This is a genomic window from Cupriavidus sp. 207A1 (genome assembly GCF_057798955.1).
Map to the genome: position 1 here is coordinate 363,623 of NZ_JBYOJO010000002.1, position 18,472 is coordinate 382,094.

Genomic DNA, 18,472 nt, shown 5'->3' on the forward strand with positions numbered 1-18,472 from the left:
GGTCAGCTCACCAGCGCCAGCCACAGCGGCGTGGTGACGATCGCCGCCACCGTCATCAGCGAGATCGTCGCCGCCACCATCGGCCCGTTGCCGCCCATGCGCACGGCCAGGATGTAGGCGCTGGAGGCGGTCGGCAGCGAGGCGTACAGCACCACGATCTGGTATTGCAGCGCGGTCAGCGGCAGGTGCCGCCCCACCAGCCAGGCCACGCACGGCATCGCCAGCAGCTTGACCCCGGTCCACCACGCCACCGGCCCGGCGGTGCCGGTCGCGCCGCTGATCTGCAACCCCGCGCCCACCGTCATCAGGCCCAGCGCGGTCGACGCCGAGCCCAGCCGGTTCAGCGTCATGCCCAGCACCTCGGGCGCGTGCAGCCCCATCAGGTTGGTCGCCAGCCCGCCGGCGGTGGCCAGGATCAGCGGGTTGCGCGCCAGTTCCTTCCACAGCGCGGACTGGCCATGCCGGGCCAGCGCCCACACCGCGGCCACGTTGCACAGCGGCACGGTGCAGCCGACGATCACCGCCATCAGCGCCAGCCCTTCGGAGCCGCCCAGCCGCGCGGCCAGCGCCAGCCCGATATAGGAATTGAAGCGGAACGCGGTCTGCAGCCCCGAGGCAAAGCTGACCGGATCCGGCCGCAGCACCCATTTGACGGCATAGCCGCCGGCCAGGCCGGTGGCCAGCACCAGCAGCGCCAGCCCCAGCATGGCCGAGGTCGACGAGAAGTCCAGCACCGCGGTATTGGTCGACTGCAGCAGCAGCGCCGGGAACAGGACGAAGTAGACCAGCCGCTCCACCCCGCCCCAGAAGGCGCGGTCGAAGGGGGAATAGCGCACCAGCAGCCAGCCGATCAGGATCAGGCTGAAGTCCGGGACCAGCAGGAGGGCGGAAGACATCTAGGGTTGTTGTGGTGGTGGCAGTGGCATGGCGCGGCACTGCCCGGGCAGCCGTCGCACCGAAACCGCGGCGGGGAGAGATAACGGCAAAAACGCCGGAATGTGCAGCCTAGGGCAGATACGGATAGGTATTTTTCCAGATTTCGGGCAGCATGACATGCCAAGTTGTACGCCTGCCGCCATGTTGTCCCGCATCCGTTCCGCGCACCTGCGCGTGGACACCTTCCTCCGCTCCCGACTCAGCCCTGCTTTCCGGCCGGGCCGCCGCCTGCGCCTGGCCGTCGTGCTGGCAGCGCTCGGCGCCGCGGCCGTGGTGCATGCCGTACCGGGGCCGGCGCGGGCGGTCGAGATCGCCGGCGTGCGTTTCGACGACGCGGCGCGCGTGGGCGGCAAGGAACTGCAGCTCAATGGCGCGGCGCTGCGCACCGGCTTCCTGACCAAGGGCTACGTGGCCGCGCTGTACCTGGAGGAAAAGGCCCGCAACGCGGCCGTGGTACTGGGCACGTCCGGCGCCAAGCGGCTACAGTTACGCATCCTGCGCGAGACCGAGCCGCCGGCGGTGGTGCGCGCGATCCGCCAGGGCATGCGCGACAACCACAGCGAGGCGCAGATGCAGGCGCTGGCGGCGCGGCTGGTACAGTTCGAGCGCGCCCTGGGCGAGATCGGCACCGCGCACAAGGGCGACGTCATCAACGTGGATTTTTCCCCGCAAACGGGGACGGTCGTCGCCATCAACGGCACGCCGCGCGGCCGGCCGATTCCCGGCGAAGACTTTTACCAGGCCCTGCTGCGGGTGTTCCTGGGCGAACACCCGGTCGACGCCGGGGTCAAGCGCGGCCTGCTGGGCGGCTGACCCAGATTACGCTGCCGGCGCACCGCCCGACCTGTGGCACTGCGACGGTTTTTTTGCTTCCGGGCGGCATCCTGCCCGGATTTCTGACGGGAGACATGATCTCATGCAAGCTGGCAAACTCGCACTGACCCTGGCCCTGGCGGCCGCCGCCACCGCGGCGCAAGCCCAGAGCTACCCCACCAAGCCGATCCGCCTGATCATTCCGTTCGCACCCGGCGGCACCACCGACATCGTCGGCCGCGGCGCGGCGGACCAGATGAGCCGCATCCTGGGCCAGCCGGTGGTGGTGGAAAACCGCGCCGGCGGGGGCGGTTCGATCGGCGCCGACGCCATCGCCAAGGCCGCGCCGGACGGCTATACCATCGGCATCTCGACGGTCTCGACCATGGCCGTGAACCCGGCCTGCAACCCCAAGCTGTCGTACGACCCGATCAAGGACTTCAAGCCCATCACCAACCTGGCCAACGTGGCCAACGTGATCGCGGTGAACCCCAACTTCCCGGCCAAGGACTACAAGGAGTTCCTGGCCGTGCTGAAGGCCAACCCTGGCAAGTATTCGTACGCGTCGTCGGGCACCTGCGGCTTCGGCCACATGCTGGGCGAGCAGTTCAAGGTCTCGACCAAGACCTTCATGGTCCATATCCCGTACCGCGGCGCGGGCCCGGCACTGAACGACGTGCTGGCCGGCCAGGTGCCGATCATGGTCGACAACCTGCCGTCGTCGATGCCCTACATCAAGGCCAACAAGCTGCGTCCGATCGTGGTGGCCTGGAACAAGCGCCTGGAGTCGCTGCCCAATGTGCCGACCTTCGGCGAAATGGGCCTGAAAGAGCCGAACGATCCGGCCTGGTACGGCCTGGTGGCGCCGGCCGGCACGCCTGACGAGGTCATCAAGAAGCTCAACGAAGCCGCCGTCAAGGCCCTGCAGGACAAGGACTTCCAGCAGCGCCTGCGCACCGCCGGCGCCGAGCCGTCGGGCAACACGCCGGCGCAGCACGCGGCCGAGATCAAGAAGGAATTCGACAAGATGAAGAATCTCGTGAAGGTGCAGAACATCAAGCTGGAGCAATGATCCGGCCGGTGTGACGCCACCCGCAAAGGGCCGCCGCGAGGCGGCCCTTTTTTCTTGCCCGCGCCAAAAAGCACTAAAATCCAGCATTCGCCCCAGCCTGACCGCCATGCCCGCACCCTACGACGCCATCCTTACCGCCCCGTTCGGCAAGATCGGCGTGCGCACGGACGGCGCGCGCATCCGGGCCATCGTGTACCTTCCCGGGCTCGTCGAGGGCCTTGCCCCGGCCGATGCGCTGACGCAGCGGCTCGCGGCGCAGCTCGCGGCCTATTACGACGATCCCGACAGCGCCTTCGACGTGCCGCTGGCCGCCGCCGGCAGCGCCTTCCAGCAGCGCGTGTGGCAGGCCATCTGCGCGGTGCCGCGCGGCGCCACCACCACCTACGGCACCATCGCCGAAGCCATCGGCGCGATGCCGCGCGCGGTCGGCCAGGCCTGCGGGCAGAACCCGTTCCCGATCCTCGTCCCCTGCCATCGCGTAGTCTCGGCGCGCGGCATCGGCGGCTTCTCGCACCATGCCGAAGACGGCTTCCACCTCGACGTCAAACGCTGGCTGCTGCGCCATGAGGGCGCCATGCTGATATGAGCGGCGCCCCGGCGGCAGCCGAGCCCAGCGCCGTCGCCAGCGCTGCCGACGAGGCGCTGGTCGGCCGCTTCTGCGATGCGCTGTGGCTGGAGGACGGGCTCTCGCGCAACACCATCGACGCCTACCGGCGCGACCTGACACTGCTGGCGCGCTGGCTGCAGCAGGAGCAGCGCGGCGAGCTGCTCGGCGCCGACGACGGCGCGCTGTCGGCATACTTCAGCGCGCGCCATACGCAGACCCGCGCGTCGTCGGCCAACCGGCGCCTGGCGGTGTTCCGCCGCTTCTACCAGTGGGCGCTGCGCGAGCACCTGGTGCAGGCCGATCCCTGCCTGCTGCTGCGCCCCGCCAAGCAGCCGCCGCGCTACCCCAAGACCCTGACCGAGGCCCAGGTCGACGCGCTGCTGGAGGCGCCCGACACCGACACCCCGCTGGGCCTGCGCGACCGCACCATGCTCGAGCTGATGTACGCCAGCGGGCTGCGCGTGTCTGAGCTCACGCAGATGAAGACCATCGAGATCGGCCTGAACGAAGGCGTGGCGCGCGTGGTCGGCGGCAAGGGCGACAAGGAGCGGCTGGTGCCGTTCGGCCAGCAGGCCGGCGACTGGCTGCGCCGCTACCTGGCGAGCGCGCGACCGGCGCTGCTGGCCGGGCGCGCGTGCGACGCGCTGTTCGTCACGCAGCGCGGCGAAGGCATGACGCGGCAGGCGTTCTGGCACCTGATCAAGCGCCATGCGCGCGATGCCGGCGTGCATGCCCCGCTGTCGCCGCACACGCTGCGCCATGCCTTTGCCACGCACCTGCTGAACCACGGCGCCGACCTGCGCGTGGTGCAGTTGCTGCTGGGGCACGCCGACATCTCCACCACCCAGATCTATACCCACGTCGCCCGCGAACGCCTGCGCGAGCTGCACCAGCAGCACCATCCGCGCGGCTGAGCGGCACACAGCGATCGCCATGAGCAAGACCAAGCACGTCTCCGAAACCCCTGCCACCCAGTTCCTGCGCAAGCACGGCGTGGCCTTCGGCGAACACCCCTATGACTATGTCGAGCACGGCGGCACCGGCGAATCGGCGCGCCAGCTGGGCGTACCCGAGCATGACGTGGTCAAGACCCTGATCATGGAAGACGAGCGCGCGCAGCCGCTGGTGGTGCTGATGCACGGCGACTGCTCGGTCTCGACCAAGAACCTGGCGCGCCAGACCGGGCGCAAGAGCGTGCAGCCTTGCAAGCCCGAGGTGGCGCAGCGGCACAGCGGCTACCTGGTGGGCGGCACCTCGCCGTTCGGCACGAAGAAGCGCATGCCGGTGTATGTGGAAGCGACCGTGCTGGAACTGGCGCGCATCTATATCAACGGCGGGCGCCGCGGCTACCTGGTCAGCCTGGACCCGAGGCTGCTGCCCGCGCTGCTCGAGGCCCAGCCGGTGCAGTGCGCGCTGCCGGACTGAACTTGCCGGCCGCGTGGCGCCGCTCCAGACCGAAGCAAGCCTCCACGCCAATCCGGGTAGTCACGGTCGTGGCCAGGCCCCTGCCGCGCTACAATCGCGCCAGCCTGAAAACATCCCACTCCACATGGCCAATCTGCTTTTTGCCCTTGCCGCTTACCTGATCGGCTCCGTTTCCTTCGCTGTGGTCGTCAGCAAGCTGATGGGGCTGCCGGATCCGCACTCCTATGGCTCGGGCAACCCCGGCGCCACCAACGTGCTGCGCACCGGCAACAAGAAGGCGGCGATCCTGACGCTGATCGGCGATGCCCTGAAGGGCTGGCTGGCGGTCTGGCTGGCGGCGCGCTTCGGCCCGGCGTACGGCCTCAACGACACCGGCCTGGCCATGGTTGCGCTGTCGGTGTTCCTGGGCCACCTGTTCCCCGTATTCCACCGCTTCGCCGGCGGCAAGGGCGTTGCCACCGCGGCCGGCATCCTGCTGGCGATCAACCCCGTCCTGGGCCTGGGCACGCTCGCCACCTGGCTGATCATCGCCTTCTTCTTCCGCTATTCGTCTCTGGCCGCGCTGGTGGCCGCGATCTTCGCGCCGTTCTTCCATGTGCTGATGAACGGCGTCGACGTGATGGCCGGCGCGATCTTCGTCATCAGCGTGCTGCTGATTGCGCGGCACCGGCAGAACATTGCCAAGCTGCTGGCGGGGAAGGAAAGCCGGATCGGGGAGAAGAAGAAGGTTTGAAGGTTTGAATGGCTTTGCCGCAAACGGCTGCGAGCGTCAGCAGGCGGCCGGTTTGCTCGCCCTCTCCCGCAAGCGGGAGAGGGAGTACACCAGCGGTCATCAAACCCCAGCCGCCCCAAACTGCATCTCCACCCGCAGCCCGCCCCCGTCGGCATTCACCAGGTTCAGCTTCCCCCCCGCCTGCCGCACCAGCCGGTCGACGATCGCCAGCCCCAGCCCGGAATGCGCATTGCCGCCGCGCGCCGGGTCCAGCCGCACGAACGGCAGCGTGGCGCGTTCCTTGTCGTCGTCGGGAATGCCGACGCCCCGGTCTTCCACCACCAGCATGTAGCCGTCCGGCGTGCGCGAGGTCGCGATGCTGACCGGCGGCTTGCCATAGGCGTAGGCGTTGTCCACCAGGTTGCCGACGATGCGGTCCAAGTGCGTGGCGATCATGCGGAAGCCCTCGCCCGCGCCCAGCGACAGCTCCACCTGGCGCTCCTGCTCGGCCAGCGAGGCGGCCAGCTCGTTGACGCGCCGGTCCACCGGCACCGGCCGCGCGGTCGACTCGCTGGTCTGCGCGAAGCTCAGGAACTGCTCGACGATGGCCGCCATCGAATCGACATCGCGCGTGACCCCCGCGGCGGCCTTGGGATCGGCCAGCATCTCGGCGCGCAGGCGCAGGCGCGCCAGCGGCGTCTTCAGGTCGTGGGCGATGCCGGCCAGCATGGTGTTGCGCTCCTGGTCGATGCGCGCGAGGTCGGCCACCATGCGGTTGAAGCGCTCGATCAGCTGGCGCAGCTCGTGCGGGCCGCGCTCGCGCAGCGGCGGCACGGCGTGCTGGCGCGACAGCAGCGCGGCCGCGTTGGCCATGTCGCGCACCGGCCGCTGGATCTGCCATGCGATCAGCACGGCGAAGACGATGGCGACGCCGACCACCAGCATCACCCCCGGCACCAGCCGGTTGTCCGGCGGCGGGTTGTGGACCCACAGGATCGGCATCGCGATCCAGTCGGCGCGGCTCGGCAGCTTGATCCAGATGCGCGGCGTGGTCTCGTCCTCCAGGCGGATCTCGGTGCCTTGCGGGAGCCGGCTGATGAACTGCTCCACCAGGCGGCGCGAGCGCCCGCCCTTGGGCGCGGTGGCGTGCTCGTCGGCATCGGCGGTGTTGGCGGTTTCCACCAGGCTGGGCAGCCTGGCCGGCGGCCGTGCATCGAGCGCGCGCTCGATGCTGTCGAGCTGGAACAGCATCTGCTCCACCGAATAGTCGACCTGCTGCTGGCGCCGGTCCATGCGCAGGATGGCCAGCCACGAGAAATGGCTGATCACCAGCACCGCGGCGATCAGCAGCGCAATGCGGCCGAACAGGGTATCGATACGTCGCAACTTCATCGGCAAGCAGATCCTGGTGGCGCCGGCGCCGGGTTATTCGGGGAGGCCCGCGGGAATCTCTTCCGCTTCGTCGGGCACGAAGGTGTAGCCGCGGCCGCGCACGGTCTGGATGTAGCGCGGGCGCTGCGCGTCCTCATCCAGCAGCCGGCGCAGGCGCCAGATCTGCACGTCGATGCCGCGGTCGCTGATGCCGCTGGCGCTGCCGTACATCAGCTCGACGATGCGCTCGCGCGACAGCACTTCGAGCGGATGCATCAGCAGCAGCTTGAGCAGCGCGAACTCGGTATCGCTGATCGACAGCGCCTGGCCGGCACGCGTCAGCGTGCGCTGGCGGAAGTTGACGCGGAACGGGCCGAACGCGACCGACTCGCGGTCCTCGGGCGCCGCCGCCGGGCGCGCCAGCTTGCGGCGCAGCACCGCGTTGATGCGCGCCAGCAGCTCGCGCGGCGAGAACGGCTTGCCGAGATAGTCGTCGGCACCGATCTCGAGGCCGACGATGCGGTCGATCTCGTCGCTGCGGGCGGTCAGCAGGATCACCGGGATATCGTCGTTGCGGGCGCGCAGGTTGCGCAGCGCGGTCAGGCCGTCGACCTTGGGCATCATCAGGTCCAGCACGATCAGCGCCGGCCGCTCGCGCTCCAGGCGCGCCTGCAGGCCGTCGCCGTCATGCATCACCGAGACGGCGAAGCCCTGCTGGGTCAGGTACTCGCGCAGCAGGTCGCGCAGTTCGGGATCATCGTCGACGACGAGGATCTGGGTAGGCTGGTTCGTTCGCATAGGCACATGATAGTCAGCCCCGGCGCCACATATGCCGGCGGGGCCGGACGGTTTTGTTTCCGCAGGTTACACCCGGGGTCCTGGTAATCCTCTGTAATAAATCGGCCGGACGCCGAAATACGGGCGTCCGTGCCCGCACATTATCCTTGCCGCATGACTTGCCGCCGGTGCCGCCCCATGCGCGCCGCGCGGCACTCGCCGGCACGCCGGCGCTTGCGGGCCCGCTGCCCCCCGAGGCCGGCCGGCACCCATGGCGATGCGGCATACTGCGGCATCGTCACTTGCCAGCAGAACACATGACGGTGCGCCGCGCGCGCCGTTCCCAGGATTGCGGACATGTCCAACCCCGAACCAGGCCAAACCCACCCCTCCCCCTCCCCGTCGTCCCGCCCGCCCGACCCGTCCGGCAAACCGCCGCGCCGGAACCAGCGCCCGCTGTATGCCGGGCTGCTGGTGCTGTTGCTGGCCGGGGCCGGCTGGTACTGGCATGCGCACCGCGGCGACACCCCCCAGGGCAGCGCGGCGGGCCCCGGCGGTGCCAGCGCACCCGCGGCGGGAGGCCGGGGAGGTCCAGGAGGTCCGGCCGGCATGCCGCGCTCGCCGGTGGTGGTCGCCACCGTGGCCCAGCGCGACATGGACGTGGTCCTGAACGGGCTGGGCAACGTGACCCCGGTGTCGAACGTGACCGTGCGCGCGCAGGTGTCCGGCCCGCTGCTCAAGGTACTGTTCAAGGAAGGCCAGATGGTCAGGGCCGGCGACGTGCTGGCCGAGATCGACCCGCGCCCGTTCCAGGCCGCGCTCGACCAGGCCGTGGGGCAGCTGGCGCGCGACCAGGCGCTGCTGCAGAACGCGCGGCTGGACCAGCAGCGCTACCGCACGTTGCTGGGCCAGGATTCGATCTCCAAGCAGCAGGTCGATACCCAGGACGCGCTGGTGCGCCAGTACGAGGGCGTGGTCAAGACCGACCAGGGCAACGTTGCCAACGCGCGCCTGCAACTGGGCTATACCAGGATCGTGGCGCCGGTGTCGGGCCGCATCGGCCTGCGCCAGGTCGATCCCGGCAATATCGTCAATACCAGCGACACCAACGGCATCGCGCTGATCACGCAGATCCAGCCGATCGCGGTGATGTACACCATCCCCGAGGACAACCTGCCGTCGGTGCTGAAGAAGCTCAACGCCGGCGAGAAGCTGCCGGTGCAGGCCTGGGACCGCCAGGTGCGCAATCAGCTGGGCGAAGGCGAGCTGCTGACCACCGACAACCAGATCGACACCACCACCGGCACGGTCAAGCTCAAGGCGGTGTTTCCCAATGCCGACGGCATGCTGTTCCCCAACCAGTTCGTCAACGTGCGCACGCGCGTCGATACGCTCAGGGACGCCACCGTGATCCCGGTGGCGGCGATCCAGCGCGGCCAGCAGGGCACCTTCGTCTATACCGTGGACGAAGCCAGCCAGGTCAAGGTGCAGGTGATCGAGCTGGGCCCCGGCGACGGCGCCCGTAGCGCGGTGCTCAAGGGGCTCGAGCCTGGCCAGCGCGTGGTGGTCGATGGCGCCGACCGGCTCAAGGAAGGCATGACGGTCGAAACCGTCGACCCGGCCGCGCGCGCCGCCGCGGTGGTGCCGGCCAGCCAGCCGCGCGCGCGCGGACGGCGCCATCGCGATGGTGCGGGCGGTGCTGGCGGTGCTGGCGGTGCCAGCGGCGCGCAGGCCGATGCCGGCGCGGCAGGTGCTTCGGCACCGCAAGGCGAACGCCGCCGCCACCGCGAAGCCGGCGCCAGCGCACCAACCGCACGCGCGCCGCAGCCGTAAGGACGCCGCATGAACCCGTCCCGCCTCTTCATCGAGCGCCCGGTCGCCACGGCGCTGCTGATGCTGGCCATCCTGCTGTCCGGGCTGGTGGCCTACCGGCTGCTGCCGCTGTCGGCGCTGCCCGAGGTCGACTATCCCACCATCCAGGTCACCACGCTCTACCCTGGCGCCAGTCCGGACGTGATGACCTCGTCGGTCACCGCGCCGCTGGAGCGCCAGTTCGGCCAGATGCCGGGCCTCAAGCAGATGTCGTCGTCCTCGTCAGGGGGGGCGTCGGTGATCACGCTGCAGTTCGAGCTGACGCTGCCGCTGGACGTGGCCGAGCAGGAGGTGCAGGCCGCCATCAATGCCGGCAGCAACCTGCTGCCGTCGGACCTGCCGATGCCGCCGGTCTACAGCAAGGTCAACCCGGCGGATGCGCCGATCATGACCATCGCCATGACCTCCGACACCATGCCGCTGCCAAAGCTGCAGGACATGGTCGATACGCGCGTGGCACAGAAGATCTCGCAGATCCAGGGCGTGGGCCTGGTCACCATCAGCGGCGGGCAGCGTCCCGCGGTGCGGATCCAGGCCAACCCGGCCGCGCTGGCGTCGCTGGGCATGTCGATCGACGACCTGCGCACCGCGATTGGCGCGTCCAACGTCAACGGCGCCAAGGGCAGCTTCGACGGCCCGCAACGCGCCTCGACCATCGACGCCAACGACCAGCTGCGCTCGGCCGACGAATACCGCCAGATCATCCTGGGCTACAAGAACGGCGCGCCGATCCGCATCACCGACGTGGCCGAGATCGTCGACGGCCCCGAGAACAGCCGCCTGGCCGCGTGGGCCAACGACAAGCCCGCGATCGTGCTGAATATCCAGCGCCAGCCCGGCGCCAACGTGATCGAGGTGGTCGACCGCATCAAGGCGCTGCTGCCGCAGCTGCAGAACGCGCTGCCGGCGTCGGTGCACGTGCAGCTGCTGACCGACCGCACCACCACCATCCGCGCCTCGGTCGAGGACGTGCAGTTCGAGCTGCTGCTGGCGATCGCGCTGGTGGTGCTGGTGATCTTCCTGTTCCTGCGCAATATCCCCGCCACCATCATCCCCGGCGTGGCGGTGCCGCTGTCGCTGGTGGGCACGTTCGGGGTCATGTACCTGGCCGGGTTCTCGATCAACAACCTGACGCTGATGGCGCTGACCATTGCCACCGGCTTCGTGGTCGACGATGCGATCGTGATGATCGAGAACATCATGCGCTACATCGAGAAAGGCGATTCGCCGATGCAGGCGGCGCTGAAGGGCTCCAGGCAGATTGGCTTCACCATCATCTCGCTGACCTTCTCGCTGGTGGCCGTGCTGATCCCGCTGCTGTTCATGGGCGACGTGGTCGGCCGGCTGTTCCGCGAGTTCGCGATCACGCTGGCGGTGTCGATCCTGATCTCGGCGGTGGTGTCGCTGACGCTTACGCCGATGATGTGCGCGCGGCTGCTGCATCATGTGCCGGAAGAGAAGCTGTCGCGCTTCCACCGCGCCACCGGCCGCTTCTTCGACAACGTGATCGAGCGCTACGGGCGCGGCCTGGAATGGGTGCTCGATCGCCAGAAGGCAACGCTGGTGGTGGCGGTGGCCACGCTGGCGCTGACGGTGCTGCTGTACCTGCTGGTGCCCAAGGGCTTCTTCCCGGTGCAGGACACCGGCGTGATCCAGGGCATCACCGAAGCCGCGCAGACCACCTCGTTCGGCGCCATGGCGCGCAAGCAGGAAGCCGTGGCCAAGGTGGTGATGCAGGATCCGGCGGTGGCCAGCCTGTCGTCGTTCATCGGCGTGGACGGCACCAACGCCACGCTCAATGCCGGGCGCATGCTGATCAACCTCAAGCCCAAGGACGAGCGCGATCCGATCGACGTGGTGACGCAGCGGCTGCAGCAGGCGGTGCACGACCTGGGCGGCGTGTCGCTGTTCACGCAGCCGGTGCAGGACCTGACCATCGAGGACAAGGTCTCGCGCACGCAGTACCAGTTCACGGTCGAAGATCCCGATCCCCAGACGCTGGCGACGTGGGTGCCGAAGCTGGTGGAGCGCCTGCGCCAGGAGCCGGAGCTGCGCGATGTCACCAGCGACCAGCAGAACAACGGCCTGCGCGCCTATGTCGATATCGACCGCGACGCCGCGGCGCGCTTCGGCATCACCACCGCGGTGATCGACAGCGCGCTGTACAGCGCCTTCGGCCAGCGGCTGGTGTCGACCATCTTCACGCAGTCGAGCCAGTACCGCGTGGTGCTCGAGACCATGCCTGAATTCCGTACCAGCCCGCAATCGCTGGCCGAGCTGCGCCTGCCCTCCTCGTCCGGCGGACAGGTGCCGCTGGGCGCGTTCGCGCGCATCACCGAGCGCACCGGGCCGCTGGTGATCAACCACCAGGGCCAGTTCCCGGCGGCGACGATCTCGTTCAACCTGGCGCCGGGCGCATCGCTGGGCGCGGCGGTCGACAAGATCACCCGGGTCGAGCAGGAGCTGGGGCTGCCGATCTCGATGCAGACCAGCTTCCAGGGCGCGGCGCTGGCGTTCCGCGCGTCGCTGTCGAACACGCTGTGGCTGATCCTGGCCGCGGTGGTGACCATGTATATCGTGCTGGGGGTGCTGTATGAAAGCACCATCCACCCGGTCACGATCCTGTCGACGCTGCCGTCGGCCGGCGTCGGCGCGCTGCTGGCGCTGCTGGTGGCGGGGATGGACCTGGGCATCATCGCCATCATCGGCATCATCCTGCTGATCGGTATCGTCAAGAAGAACGCGATCATGATGATCGACTTCGCGCTCGAGGCCGAGCGCGAAGGCGGCATGAATCCGCGCGACGCGATCTTCCAGGCCTGCCTGCTGCGCTTCCGCCCGATCCTGATGACCACCATGGCGGCGCTGCTGGCGGCGCTGCCGCTGATGCTGGGCTCCGGCATCGGCAGCGAGCTGCGCCGCCCGCTGGGCGTGACCATGGTCGGCGGCCTGCTGCTCAGCCAGGTGCTGACGCTGTTCACCACGCCGGTGATCTACCTGGCCTTCGACCGCGTGGCGACGCGCGTGAAGGGCTGGCGCAAGCGCCGCTTCGGCGATCCGGAGGAAGGCGGCACGGGCGAGGAGCCGGTCTGAGCATGAATCTCTCGGCTGCCTTTATCCATCGCCCGGTCGCGACCGCGCTGCTCACGCTCGGCATTTTGCTGGCTGGGCTCGCGGCGCTGCGGCTGCTGCCGGTGTCGCCGCTGCCGCAGGTGGACTTCCCCACCATCTCGGTGTCGGCGTCGCTGCCCGGCGCCAGCCCCGAAACCATGGCCGCCACCGTGGCGACGCCGCTGGAGCGCGCGCTCGGCACCATCGCCGGCGTGACCGAAATCACCTCCAGCAGCTCGCTCGGCTCGACCCGCGTGACGCTGCAGTTCGACCTGTCGCGCGATATCGACGGCGCCGCGCGCGACGTGCAGGCCGCCATCAACGCCTCGCGCGCGACGCTGCCGACCAGCCTGCCCAACAACCCGACCTACCGCAAGGTCAACCCTGCCGACGCGCCGATCATGATCATCGCGCTGACCTCGCCGACCATGACGCGCGGGCAGCTCTACGATGCGGCCTCGACCATCCTGGCGCAGAAGCTGTCGCAGGTCGAGGGCGTGGGCCAGGTCACCATCGGCGGCGCCTCGCTGCCGGCGGTGCGGGTGGAACTGAACCCGACTGCGCTGAACAATTACGGCATCTCGCTCGAGGACGTGCGCAACACCATCAGCGCGACCAACGCCAACCGGCCGCTGGGCACGCTGGAAAACGCCAGCAGCAACTGGCAGGTCTACGCCAACGACCAGGCGATGAAGGCGGAAGACTACCTGCCGCTGATCATCCGCTACGCCACCCCGGGCACGTACTCGTCGGCGTCGGCGGGCGCGCTGATCGCCAGCACCGCCAACGCCACCGCCAGCGGCGGCGTCAGCACCAAGGTGGTCAACGGCGTCACCGTGACCACGCTGACCACCAGCAGCGGCACCACCACCATCACCAGCGGCGCCACCGGCGGCACCAGCGCCACCAGCGGCCCCAATTCGTTCGCGGTGCCGGTGCGGCTGCGCGACGTCGCCAACGTGGTCGATTCGGTGCAGGATACCCGCAACGCCGGCTCGGCCAACGGCAAGCCGTCGGTGCTGCTGGTGCTGAACCGCTCGCCCGGCGCCAACATCATCGAGACCGTGGACCGCGTCAACGAGATGCTGCCGCAGCTGCAGAAGATGATCCCGGCGGCGATCTCGATGGACGTGATGATGGACCGCACGCCAACCATCCGCGCCTCGCTGCGCGAGGTCGAGCACACGCTGATGATCTCGGTGGCGCTGGTGATCATGGTTGTGTTCGTATTCCTGCGCAACGTGCGCGCCACCCTGATTCCCAGCGTGGCGGTGCCGGTGTCGCTGATCGGCACGTTCTCGGTGATGTACCTGGCCGGGTTCTCGCTGAACAACCTGTCGCTGATGGCGCTGACCATCGCCACCGGCTTCGTCGTCGACGATGCCATCGTGGTGCTGGAGAACATCTCGCGCCATATCGAGGAAGGCATGAAGCCGCTGGCGGCGGCGCTGCGCGGCGCGCGCGAAGTCGGCTTCACGGTGCTGTCGATGAGCCTGTCGCTGATCGCGGTGTTCATCCCGCTGCTGATGATGGGCGGCATCGTCGGCCGGCTGTTCCAGGAATTCGCGATCACGCTGTCGGTGGCGATCCTGGTATCGCTGGTGGTCTCGCTGACCACCACGCCGATGATGTGCGCGCGCATGCTGCGCCCGGTGGAACCGGAGCAGCAGGGTCGCTTCTTCCGTGCCACCGAGCGCATGTTCCAGTGGCTGCATGACGGCTATGCGCGCTCGCTGTCCACCGCGCTGCGCTTCAGCCCGCTGGTGTGGCTGGTGCTGATCGCCACCATCGCGCTCAACGTCTGGCTGTATGTGATCGTGCCCAAGGGCTTTTTCCCGCAGCAGGACACCGGGCGGCTGATCGGCTTTATCCGCGCCGACCAGGCCACCTCGTTCCAGGCCATGCGCGGCAAGCTCGACAGCTTTATCAAGATCGTGCAGTCGGACCCGGCGGTGGAGAACGTGACCGGCTTTACCGGCGGCTCGCAGCGCAATACCGGGCAGATGTTTGTCACGCTCAAGCCACTGGCGCAGCGCGAATCGGCCGACACCATCATTGCGCGGCTGCGCGACAAGCTGGCCAAGGAGCCGGGCGCGAGGCTCTTCCTGCAATCGGTGCAGGACATCCGCGTCGGCGGGCGCCAGAGCAGCTCGCAGTACCAGTTCACGCTGCAGTCCGACGACCTGGAGGTGCTGCGCGCGTGGGAGCCCAAGGTGCGCGCGGCGCTGTCCAACCTGAAGGGGCTGGAGGATATCGACACCGACACCAACGACAAGGGCCTGCAGACCTCGGTGATCATCGACCGCGACGCGGCCTCGCGCCTGGGCGTGACCGCGCAGCAGGTGGATGCGGTGCTCAACGATGCCTTCGGCCAGCGGCTGGTGTCGACCATCTACCATCCGCTGAACCAGTACCGCGTGGTGATGGAGCTGAGCCAGGAATACCTGCAGGGACCCGAGGCGCTCAAGGACATCTACGTGGTCACCGGCAACGGCAACCGCGTGCCGCTGGCCGCATTCGCGCGCGTGACGCCGAGCAGCACGCCGCTGGGCGTGAACCACCAGGGCCAGTTCGCGGCCTCGACGATCTCGTTCAACCTGGCCGAAGGGACTTCGCTGTCGCAGGCGACCGACGCCATCAACCGCGAGATGGCGCGCATCGGCGCTCCGGAGACCCTGCGCGCCAACTTCCAGGGCGGCGCCAAGGCGTTCCAGGACTCGCTCAAGAGCCAGCCCATTTTGATCCTGGCGGCGTTGATCACCATCTACATCGTGCTGGGCGTGCTGTATGAAAGCTATGTCCACCCGCTGACGATCCTGTCGACGCTGCCGTCGGCCGGCGTGGGCGCGCTGCTGGCGCTGCTGGCCTCGAAGACCGACTTCAGCATCATCGCGCTGATCGGCGTGATCCTGCTGATCGGCATCGTCAAGAAGAACGCGATCATGATGATCGACTTCGCCATCGACGCCGAGCGGCGCGAGGGGCTGTCGCCGCGCGACGCCATCTACCGCGCCTGCCTGCTGCGCTTCCGCCCGATCCTGATGACCACCATGGCCGCGCTGCTGGGCGCGGTGCCGCTGGCGCTGGGCCGCGGCGACGGCGCCGAGCTGCGCGCGCCGCTGGGCATTTCCATTGTCGGCGGGCTGGTGGTGAGCCAGCTGCTGACGCTGTACACCACGCCGGTGGTCTACCTGACGCTGGACCGCTGGCGCCTCAAGGTGAAGGCCTGGCGCCAGCGCCGCCGCAGCGCCGGCACGCCGGACCAGCCCGCCGCCGTCTAGATTTGCGAAGACTCGACATGAATGCTCTTACCCGTTTCCTGTCCCAGGGCCTGCCGGTACCACTGGCATGCGCGCTGCTGCTGGCCGGCTGCGCCGTCGGCCCCGACTACCAGCGCCCCGACGCGCCGATGTCGGCCGAGTTCAAGGAAGCCGCGGCCGATACTGCCACCCCGGCGTGGACCGGCGATTGGAAGCCATCCTGGAAGCCCGCCGAGCCGCAGGATGCGCTGGCGCGCCCCGACTGGTGGACCGTATTCGGCGATGCGCAGCTCGATGCGCTGATGGCCGAGGTGCAGATCTCGAACCAGAACATCAAGGCGGCCGAGGCCCAGTACCGCCAGGCGGTGGCGTCGCTGCAGGCGGCCCGCGCCGGCTTCTTCCCGCTGGTCGATGCGCAGGCCGGCGCCTCGCGCGCGCGCAATGCCACCGGCAACACGCTCAACGGCCAGAGCGCCACGCTGGGCGCGACCTGGGAGCTCGACGTCTGGGGCCGCGTGCGGCGCCAGGTCGAAAGCAGCGAGGCCAGCGCGCAGGCGAGCGAGGCCGACCTGGCGTCGACGCTGCTGTCGACGCAGGCCACGCTGGCGCAGAGCTACTTCCTGCTGCGCGTGGCGGATGCGCAGAAGGCGCTGCTGGACCGCACCGTGGCCGACTACCAGAAGTCGCTGCAGCTGGTGCAGAACCAGTACGCGGCGGGCACCGCGCAGCGCTCCGACGTGCTGCAGTCCGAGACCCAGCTCAAGAGCGCGCAGGCGCAGCAGATCGACATCCAGATCACGCGCGCGCAGCTGGAGCATGCCATCGCCGTGCTGGTGGGCAAGCCGCCCGCGGCGCTGTCATTGGCCGCCGGCGAGTTCCGCGCCGCGCCGCCGCGCGTGCCGGCCGCGGTGCCGTCGCAACTGCTGGAGCGCCGCCCCGACATCGGCGCGGCCGAGCGGCGCATGGCGTCGGCCAATGCGCAGATCGGCGTGGCGCAGGCGGCTTACTATCCGACGCTGTCGCTGTCGGCCAGCGGCGGGCTGACCGCCAGCACGCTGGCGCGCTGGGTGTCGCTGCCGGACCGGATCTGGTCGATCGGCGGCGGCCTGGCCGGCACCCTGTTCGACGGCGGCGCGCGCCGCGCGGCCAAGGCGCAGGCGGTGGCGGCCTACGACCAGACCGTGGCCAACTACCGCCAGACCGTGCTGGGGGCGTTCCAGGAAGTCGAGGACAACCTCGCCGCGCAGCGGCTGCTGGAACAGGAGGCGGTGGTGCAGAACGACGCACTGCGCTCGGCGCGCGAGGCGCTGGCGCTGGTGAACAACCGCTACCGCGCCGGCACCGCCGGCCTGCTCGATGTGCTGACGGCGCAGACCAGCGCCTACACCGCCGAGCGCACCGCGCTGTCGATCACCGGCCGCCAGTACACCGCGGCGGTGGTGCTGATCAAGGCGCTGGGCGGCGGCTGGCACGCGCAGCCCGCAGGTAGTAGCGGCAGCGCGAGTCCCAGCGTGCCAGCCGCCGCTTCCGCCACCGTCGGCCAGCGCTAGGCGCCGCGCTGCGGGGCATTCGGCAGCGGCTGCGCGCAGATGCGCTCGCGCAGCCAGGTGGCGGCCTTGCCCAGCGGCCGCTGCTTGTGCCACACCAGCTCCATCGCCACCGGCCAGTCCTGCTGCTGGAACGCCAGCGGCGGCGACACCAGCTGCGCCGCGGCCGGCGAATTGGCGACCACGTGCCACGGCACGAAGGCCCAGCCCAGCCCGCGCTTGACCAGCTCCACGATCACCCACTGGCTTTCCACCCACCATACGTCGGCGGCCACGCGCAGGCGCATCTTTTCCTCGCTGTCGGTGCGGGTCGCGACCATCAGCTGGCGGTAGCGCTTGAGCTCTTCCCAGTCGACCCGCTGCGACGCCAGCGGGTGGTCGGGCGCGCACAGGATCTGCATCGGCATCCAGCCGAGCGCATGGAAGCCCAGCTCCGGCGGCAGCACTTCCTGGCGCCACATGATGCCGAGGTCGGCGCCGCCCTCCAGCACCAGCCGGCTGACGTCCTCCATCAGCGGGAACAGCAGTTCCAGCTCCACCGCCGGGAAGCGCCCGGAAAACTCCACCAGCAGCGCACCCAGTGTCTCTTCCGGATAGAGCTCGTCGACCGCCAGCACCAGCCGCGTCTCCACGCCCTCGCCCAGGCTCTTGGCCACGCCGCGGAAATGCTCGCAGCGCTCCAGGATCACGCGCGCCTCGGCCAGCAGCCGTTCGCCTGCGGGGGTCAGCACCGGGTAGCGGCCGGTACGGTCGAACAGCGCGTTGCCGGCATCGATCTCGAGGTTGGACACGGCCGCGCTGACCACCGACTGGGCCTTGCCGAGCCGGCGCGCGGCGGCCGAGAACGAGCCCGTGTCGGCCGCCGCGACAAAGGCCTGCAATTGCTCCAGAGAGAGACTCATACGTAACCCCACTCCTTCATCTATCTGTTATGACGATAGTATCCAACTTGGCAATCCCTGCCCAGCA

14 protein-coding genes are annotated in these 18,472 nt (G+C 69.2%); 10 read left to right on the forward strand and 4 right to left on the reverse strand.

Going from position 1 to position 18,472, the window contains the following annotated elements; translation table 11 throughout:
• Positions 1-2: 2 nt before the first annotated feature.
• Entirely contained in the window at positions 3-896 is an 894-nt protein-coding gene (locus AC3FMM_RS04450) for an AEC family transporter (RefSeq protein WP_116312195.1), read from the reverse strand.
• Between the two features lie 157 nt (positions 897-1,053).
• Here AC3FMM_RS04450 and AC3FMM_RS04455 point away from each other — a divergent pair, with 157 nt between their 5' ends.
• The 6 genes from AC3FMM_RS04455 (at position 1,054) to plsY (ending at position 5,586) form a co-directional block, all read left to right on the forward strand.
• Entirely contained in the window at positions 1,054-1,749 is a 696-nt protein-coding gene (locus AC3FMM_RS04455; RefSeq protein WP_488686166.1) for a chalcone isomerase family protein, read from the forward strand.
• A gap of 103 nt (positions 1,750-1,852) precedes the next feature.
• Positions 1,853-2,821 carry a tripartite tricarboxylate transporter substrate binding protein BugE gene (locus tag AC3FMM_RS04460; protein WP_115662932.1) on the forward strand — a complete coding sequence of 323 codons (969 nt, stop codon included), beginning with the start codon at positions 1,853-1,855 and terminating at the stop codon, positions 2,819-2,821.
• Positions 2,822-2,927: 106 nt separating this feature from the next.
• A complete protein-coding gene (locus AC3FMM_RS04465) occupies positions 2,928-3,407 on the forward strand; it encodes a methylated-DNA--[protein]-cysteine S-methyltransferase (protein ID WP_488686167.1) in 480 nt (159 codons plus the stop codon).
• Positions 3,404-4,342: a site-specific tyrosine recombinase XerD gene (xerD, locus tag AC3FMM_RS04470; RefSeq protein WP_488686168.1), complete on the forward strand. Its 939-nt coding sequence runs from the start codon at positions 3,404-3,406 to the stop codon at positions 4,340-4,342. Before AC3FMM_RS04465 ends, xerD begins: the two co-directional genes overlap by 4 nt.
• 19 nt (positions 4,343-4,361) lie before the next feature.
• Complete coding sequence (locus tag AC3FMM_RS04475; RefSeq protein WP_116312193.1) at positions 4,362-4,853, forward strand: aminoacyl-tRNA deacylase; 492 nt, start codon at positions 4,362-4,364, stop codon at positions 4,851-4,853.
• A gap of 124 nt (positions 4,854-4,977) precedes the next feature.
• Positions 4,978-5,586, forward strand: a complete 609-nt coding sequence (gene plsY, locus AC3FMM_RS04480) for a glycerol-3-phosphate 1-O-acyltransferase PlsY (protein WP_115708308.1) — start codon at positions 4,978-4,980, stop codon at positions 5,584-5,586.
• Positions 5,587-5,685: 99 nt separating this feature from the next.
• On the opposite strand, the gene AC3FMM_RS04485 is transcribed toward plsY, so the two are convergent.
• Together AC3FMM_RS04485 and AC3FMM_RS04490 are read right to left on the reverse strand one after the other, a co-directional pair.
• Positions 5,686-6,957: an ATP-binding protein gene (locus AC3FMM_RS04485; protein WP_116378188.1), complete on the reverse strand. Its 1,272-nt coding sequence runs from the start codon at positions 6,955-6,957 to the stop codon at positions 5,686-5,688.
• A 33-nt stretch (positions 6,958-6,990) separates the two neighbouring features.
• Complete coding sequence (locus AC3FMM_RS04490) at positions 6,991-7,734, reverse strand: response regulator (RefSeq protein ID WP_111518539.1); 744 nt, start codon at positions 7,732-7,734, stop codon at positions 6,991-6,993.
• A 336-nt stretch (positions 7,735-8,070) separates the two neighbouring features.
• Between AC3FMM_RS04490 and AC3FMM_RS04495 the strand changes: the two genes are divergently transcribed.
• From AC3FMM_RS04495 to AC3FMM_RS04510, 4 genes are read left to right on the forward strand one after another with little or no spacing between them, the layout of a single operon-like run.
• Positions 8,071-9,546, forward strand: a complete 1,476-nt coding sequence (locus AC3FMM_RS04495; RefSeq protein WP_488686169.1) for an MdtA/MuxA family multidrug efflux RND transporter periplasmic adaptor subunit — start codon at positions 8,071-8,073, stop codon at positions 9,544-9,546.
• Between the two features lie 9 nt (positions 9,547-9,555).
• Positions 9,556-12,678 carry an MdtB/MuxB family multidrug efflux RND transporter permease subunit gene (locus tag AC3FMM_RS04500; RefSeq protein WP_115708305.1) on the forward strand — a complete coding sequence of 1,041 codons (3,123 nt, stop codon included), beginning with the start codon at positions 9,556-9,558 and terminating at the stop codon, positions 12,676-12,678.
• 2 nt (positions 12,679-12,680) lie between these two features.
• Entirely contained in the window at positions 12,681-15,977 is a 3,297-nt protein-coding gene (locus tag AC3FMM_RS04505) for an efflux RND transporter permease subunit (RefSeq protein WP_115708304.1), read from the forward strand.
• Positions 15,978-15,994: 17 nt separating this feature from the next.
• The gene (locus AC3FMM_RS04510; RefSeq protein WP_116312190.1) at positions 15,995-17,506 is read left to right on the forward strand and encodes an efflux transporter outer membrane subunit; all 1,512 of its coding nucleotides are present in this window, start codon (positions 15,995-15,997) and stop codon (positions 17,504-17,506) included.
• On the opposite strand, the gene AC3FMM_RS04515 is transcribed toward AC3FMM_RS04510, so the two are convergent.
• The gene (locus AC3FMM_RS04515; RefSeq protein WP_115679469.1) at positions 17,503-18,405 is read right to left on the reverse strand and encodes a LysR family transcriptional regulator; all 903 of its coding nucleotides are present in this window, start codon (positions 18,403-18,405) and stop codon (positions 17,503-17,505) included. The genes AC3FMM_RS04510 and AC3FMM_RS04515 overlap by 4 nt on opposite strands.
• Positions 18,406-18,472: the final 67 nt, after the last annotated feature.

Excerpts from the sequence above, each read along its gene's own strand:
- AC3FMM_RS04450 (WP_116312195.1), bottom strand. The coding sequence starts at position 896 with ATGTCTTCCGCCCTCCTGCTGGTCCCGGACTTCAGCCTGATCCTGATC.
- AC3FMM_RS04455 (WP_488686166.1), top strand. The coding sequence starts at position 1,054 with ATGCCAAGTTGTACGCCTGCCGCCATGTTGTCCCGCATCCGTTCCGCG.
- AC3FMM_RS04460 (WP_115662932.1), top strand. The coding sequence starts at position 1,853 with ATGCAAGCTGGCAAACTCGCACTGACCCTGGCCCTGGCGGCCGCCGCC.
- AC3FMM_RS04465 (WP_488686167.1), top strand. The coding sequence starts at position 2,928 with ATGCCCGCACCCTACGACGCCATCCTTACCGCCCCGTTCGGCAAGATC.
- xerD (WP_488686168.1), top strand. The coding sequence starts at position 3,404 with ATGAGCGGCGCCCCGGCGGCAGCCGAGCCCAGCGCCGTCGCCAGCGCT.
- AC3FMM_RS04475 (WP_116312193.1), top strand. The coding sequence starts at position 4,362 with ATGAGCAAGACCAAGCACGTCTCCGAAACCCCTGCCACCCAGTTCCTG.
- plsY (WP_115708308.1), top strand. The coding sequence starts at position 4,978 with ATGGCCAATCTGCTTTTTGCCCTTGCCGCTTACCTGATCGGCTCCGTT.
- AC3FMM_RS04485 (WP_116378188.1), bottom strand. The coding sequence starts at position 6,957 with ATGAAGTTGCGACGTATCGATACCCTGTTCGGCCGCATTGCGCTGCTG.
- AC3FMM_RS04490 (WP_111518539.1), bottom strand. The coding sequence starts at position 7,734 with ATGCGAACGAACCAGCCTACCCAGATCCTCGTCGTCGACGATGATCCC.
- AC3FMM_RS04495 (WP_488686169.1), top strand. The coding sequence starts at position 8,071 with ATGTCCAACCCCGAACCAGGCCAAACCCACCCCTCCCCCTCCCCGTCG.
- AC3FMM_RS04500 (WP_115708305.1), top strand. The coding sequence starts at position 9,556 with ATGAACCCGTCCCGCCTCTTCATCGAGCGCCCGGTCGCCACGGCGCTG.
- AC3FMM_RS04505 (WP_115708304.1), top strand. The coding sequence starts at position 12,681 with ATGAATCTCTCGGCTGCCTTTATCCATCGCCCGGTCGCGACCGCGCTG.
- AC3FMM_RS04510 (WP_116312190.1), top strand. The coding sequence starts at position 15,995 with ATGAATGCTCTTACCCGTTTCCTGTCCCAGGGCCTGCCGGTACCACTG.
- AC3FMM_RS04515 (WP_115679469.1), bottom strand. The coding sequence starts at position 18,405 with ATGAGTCTCTCTCTGGAGCAATTGCAGGCCTTTGTCGCGGCGGCCGAC.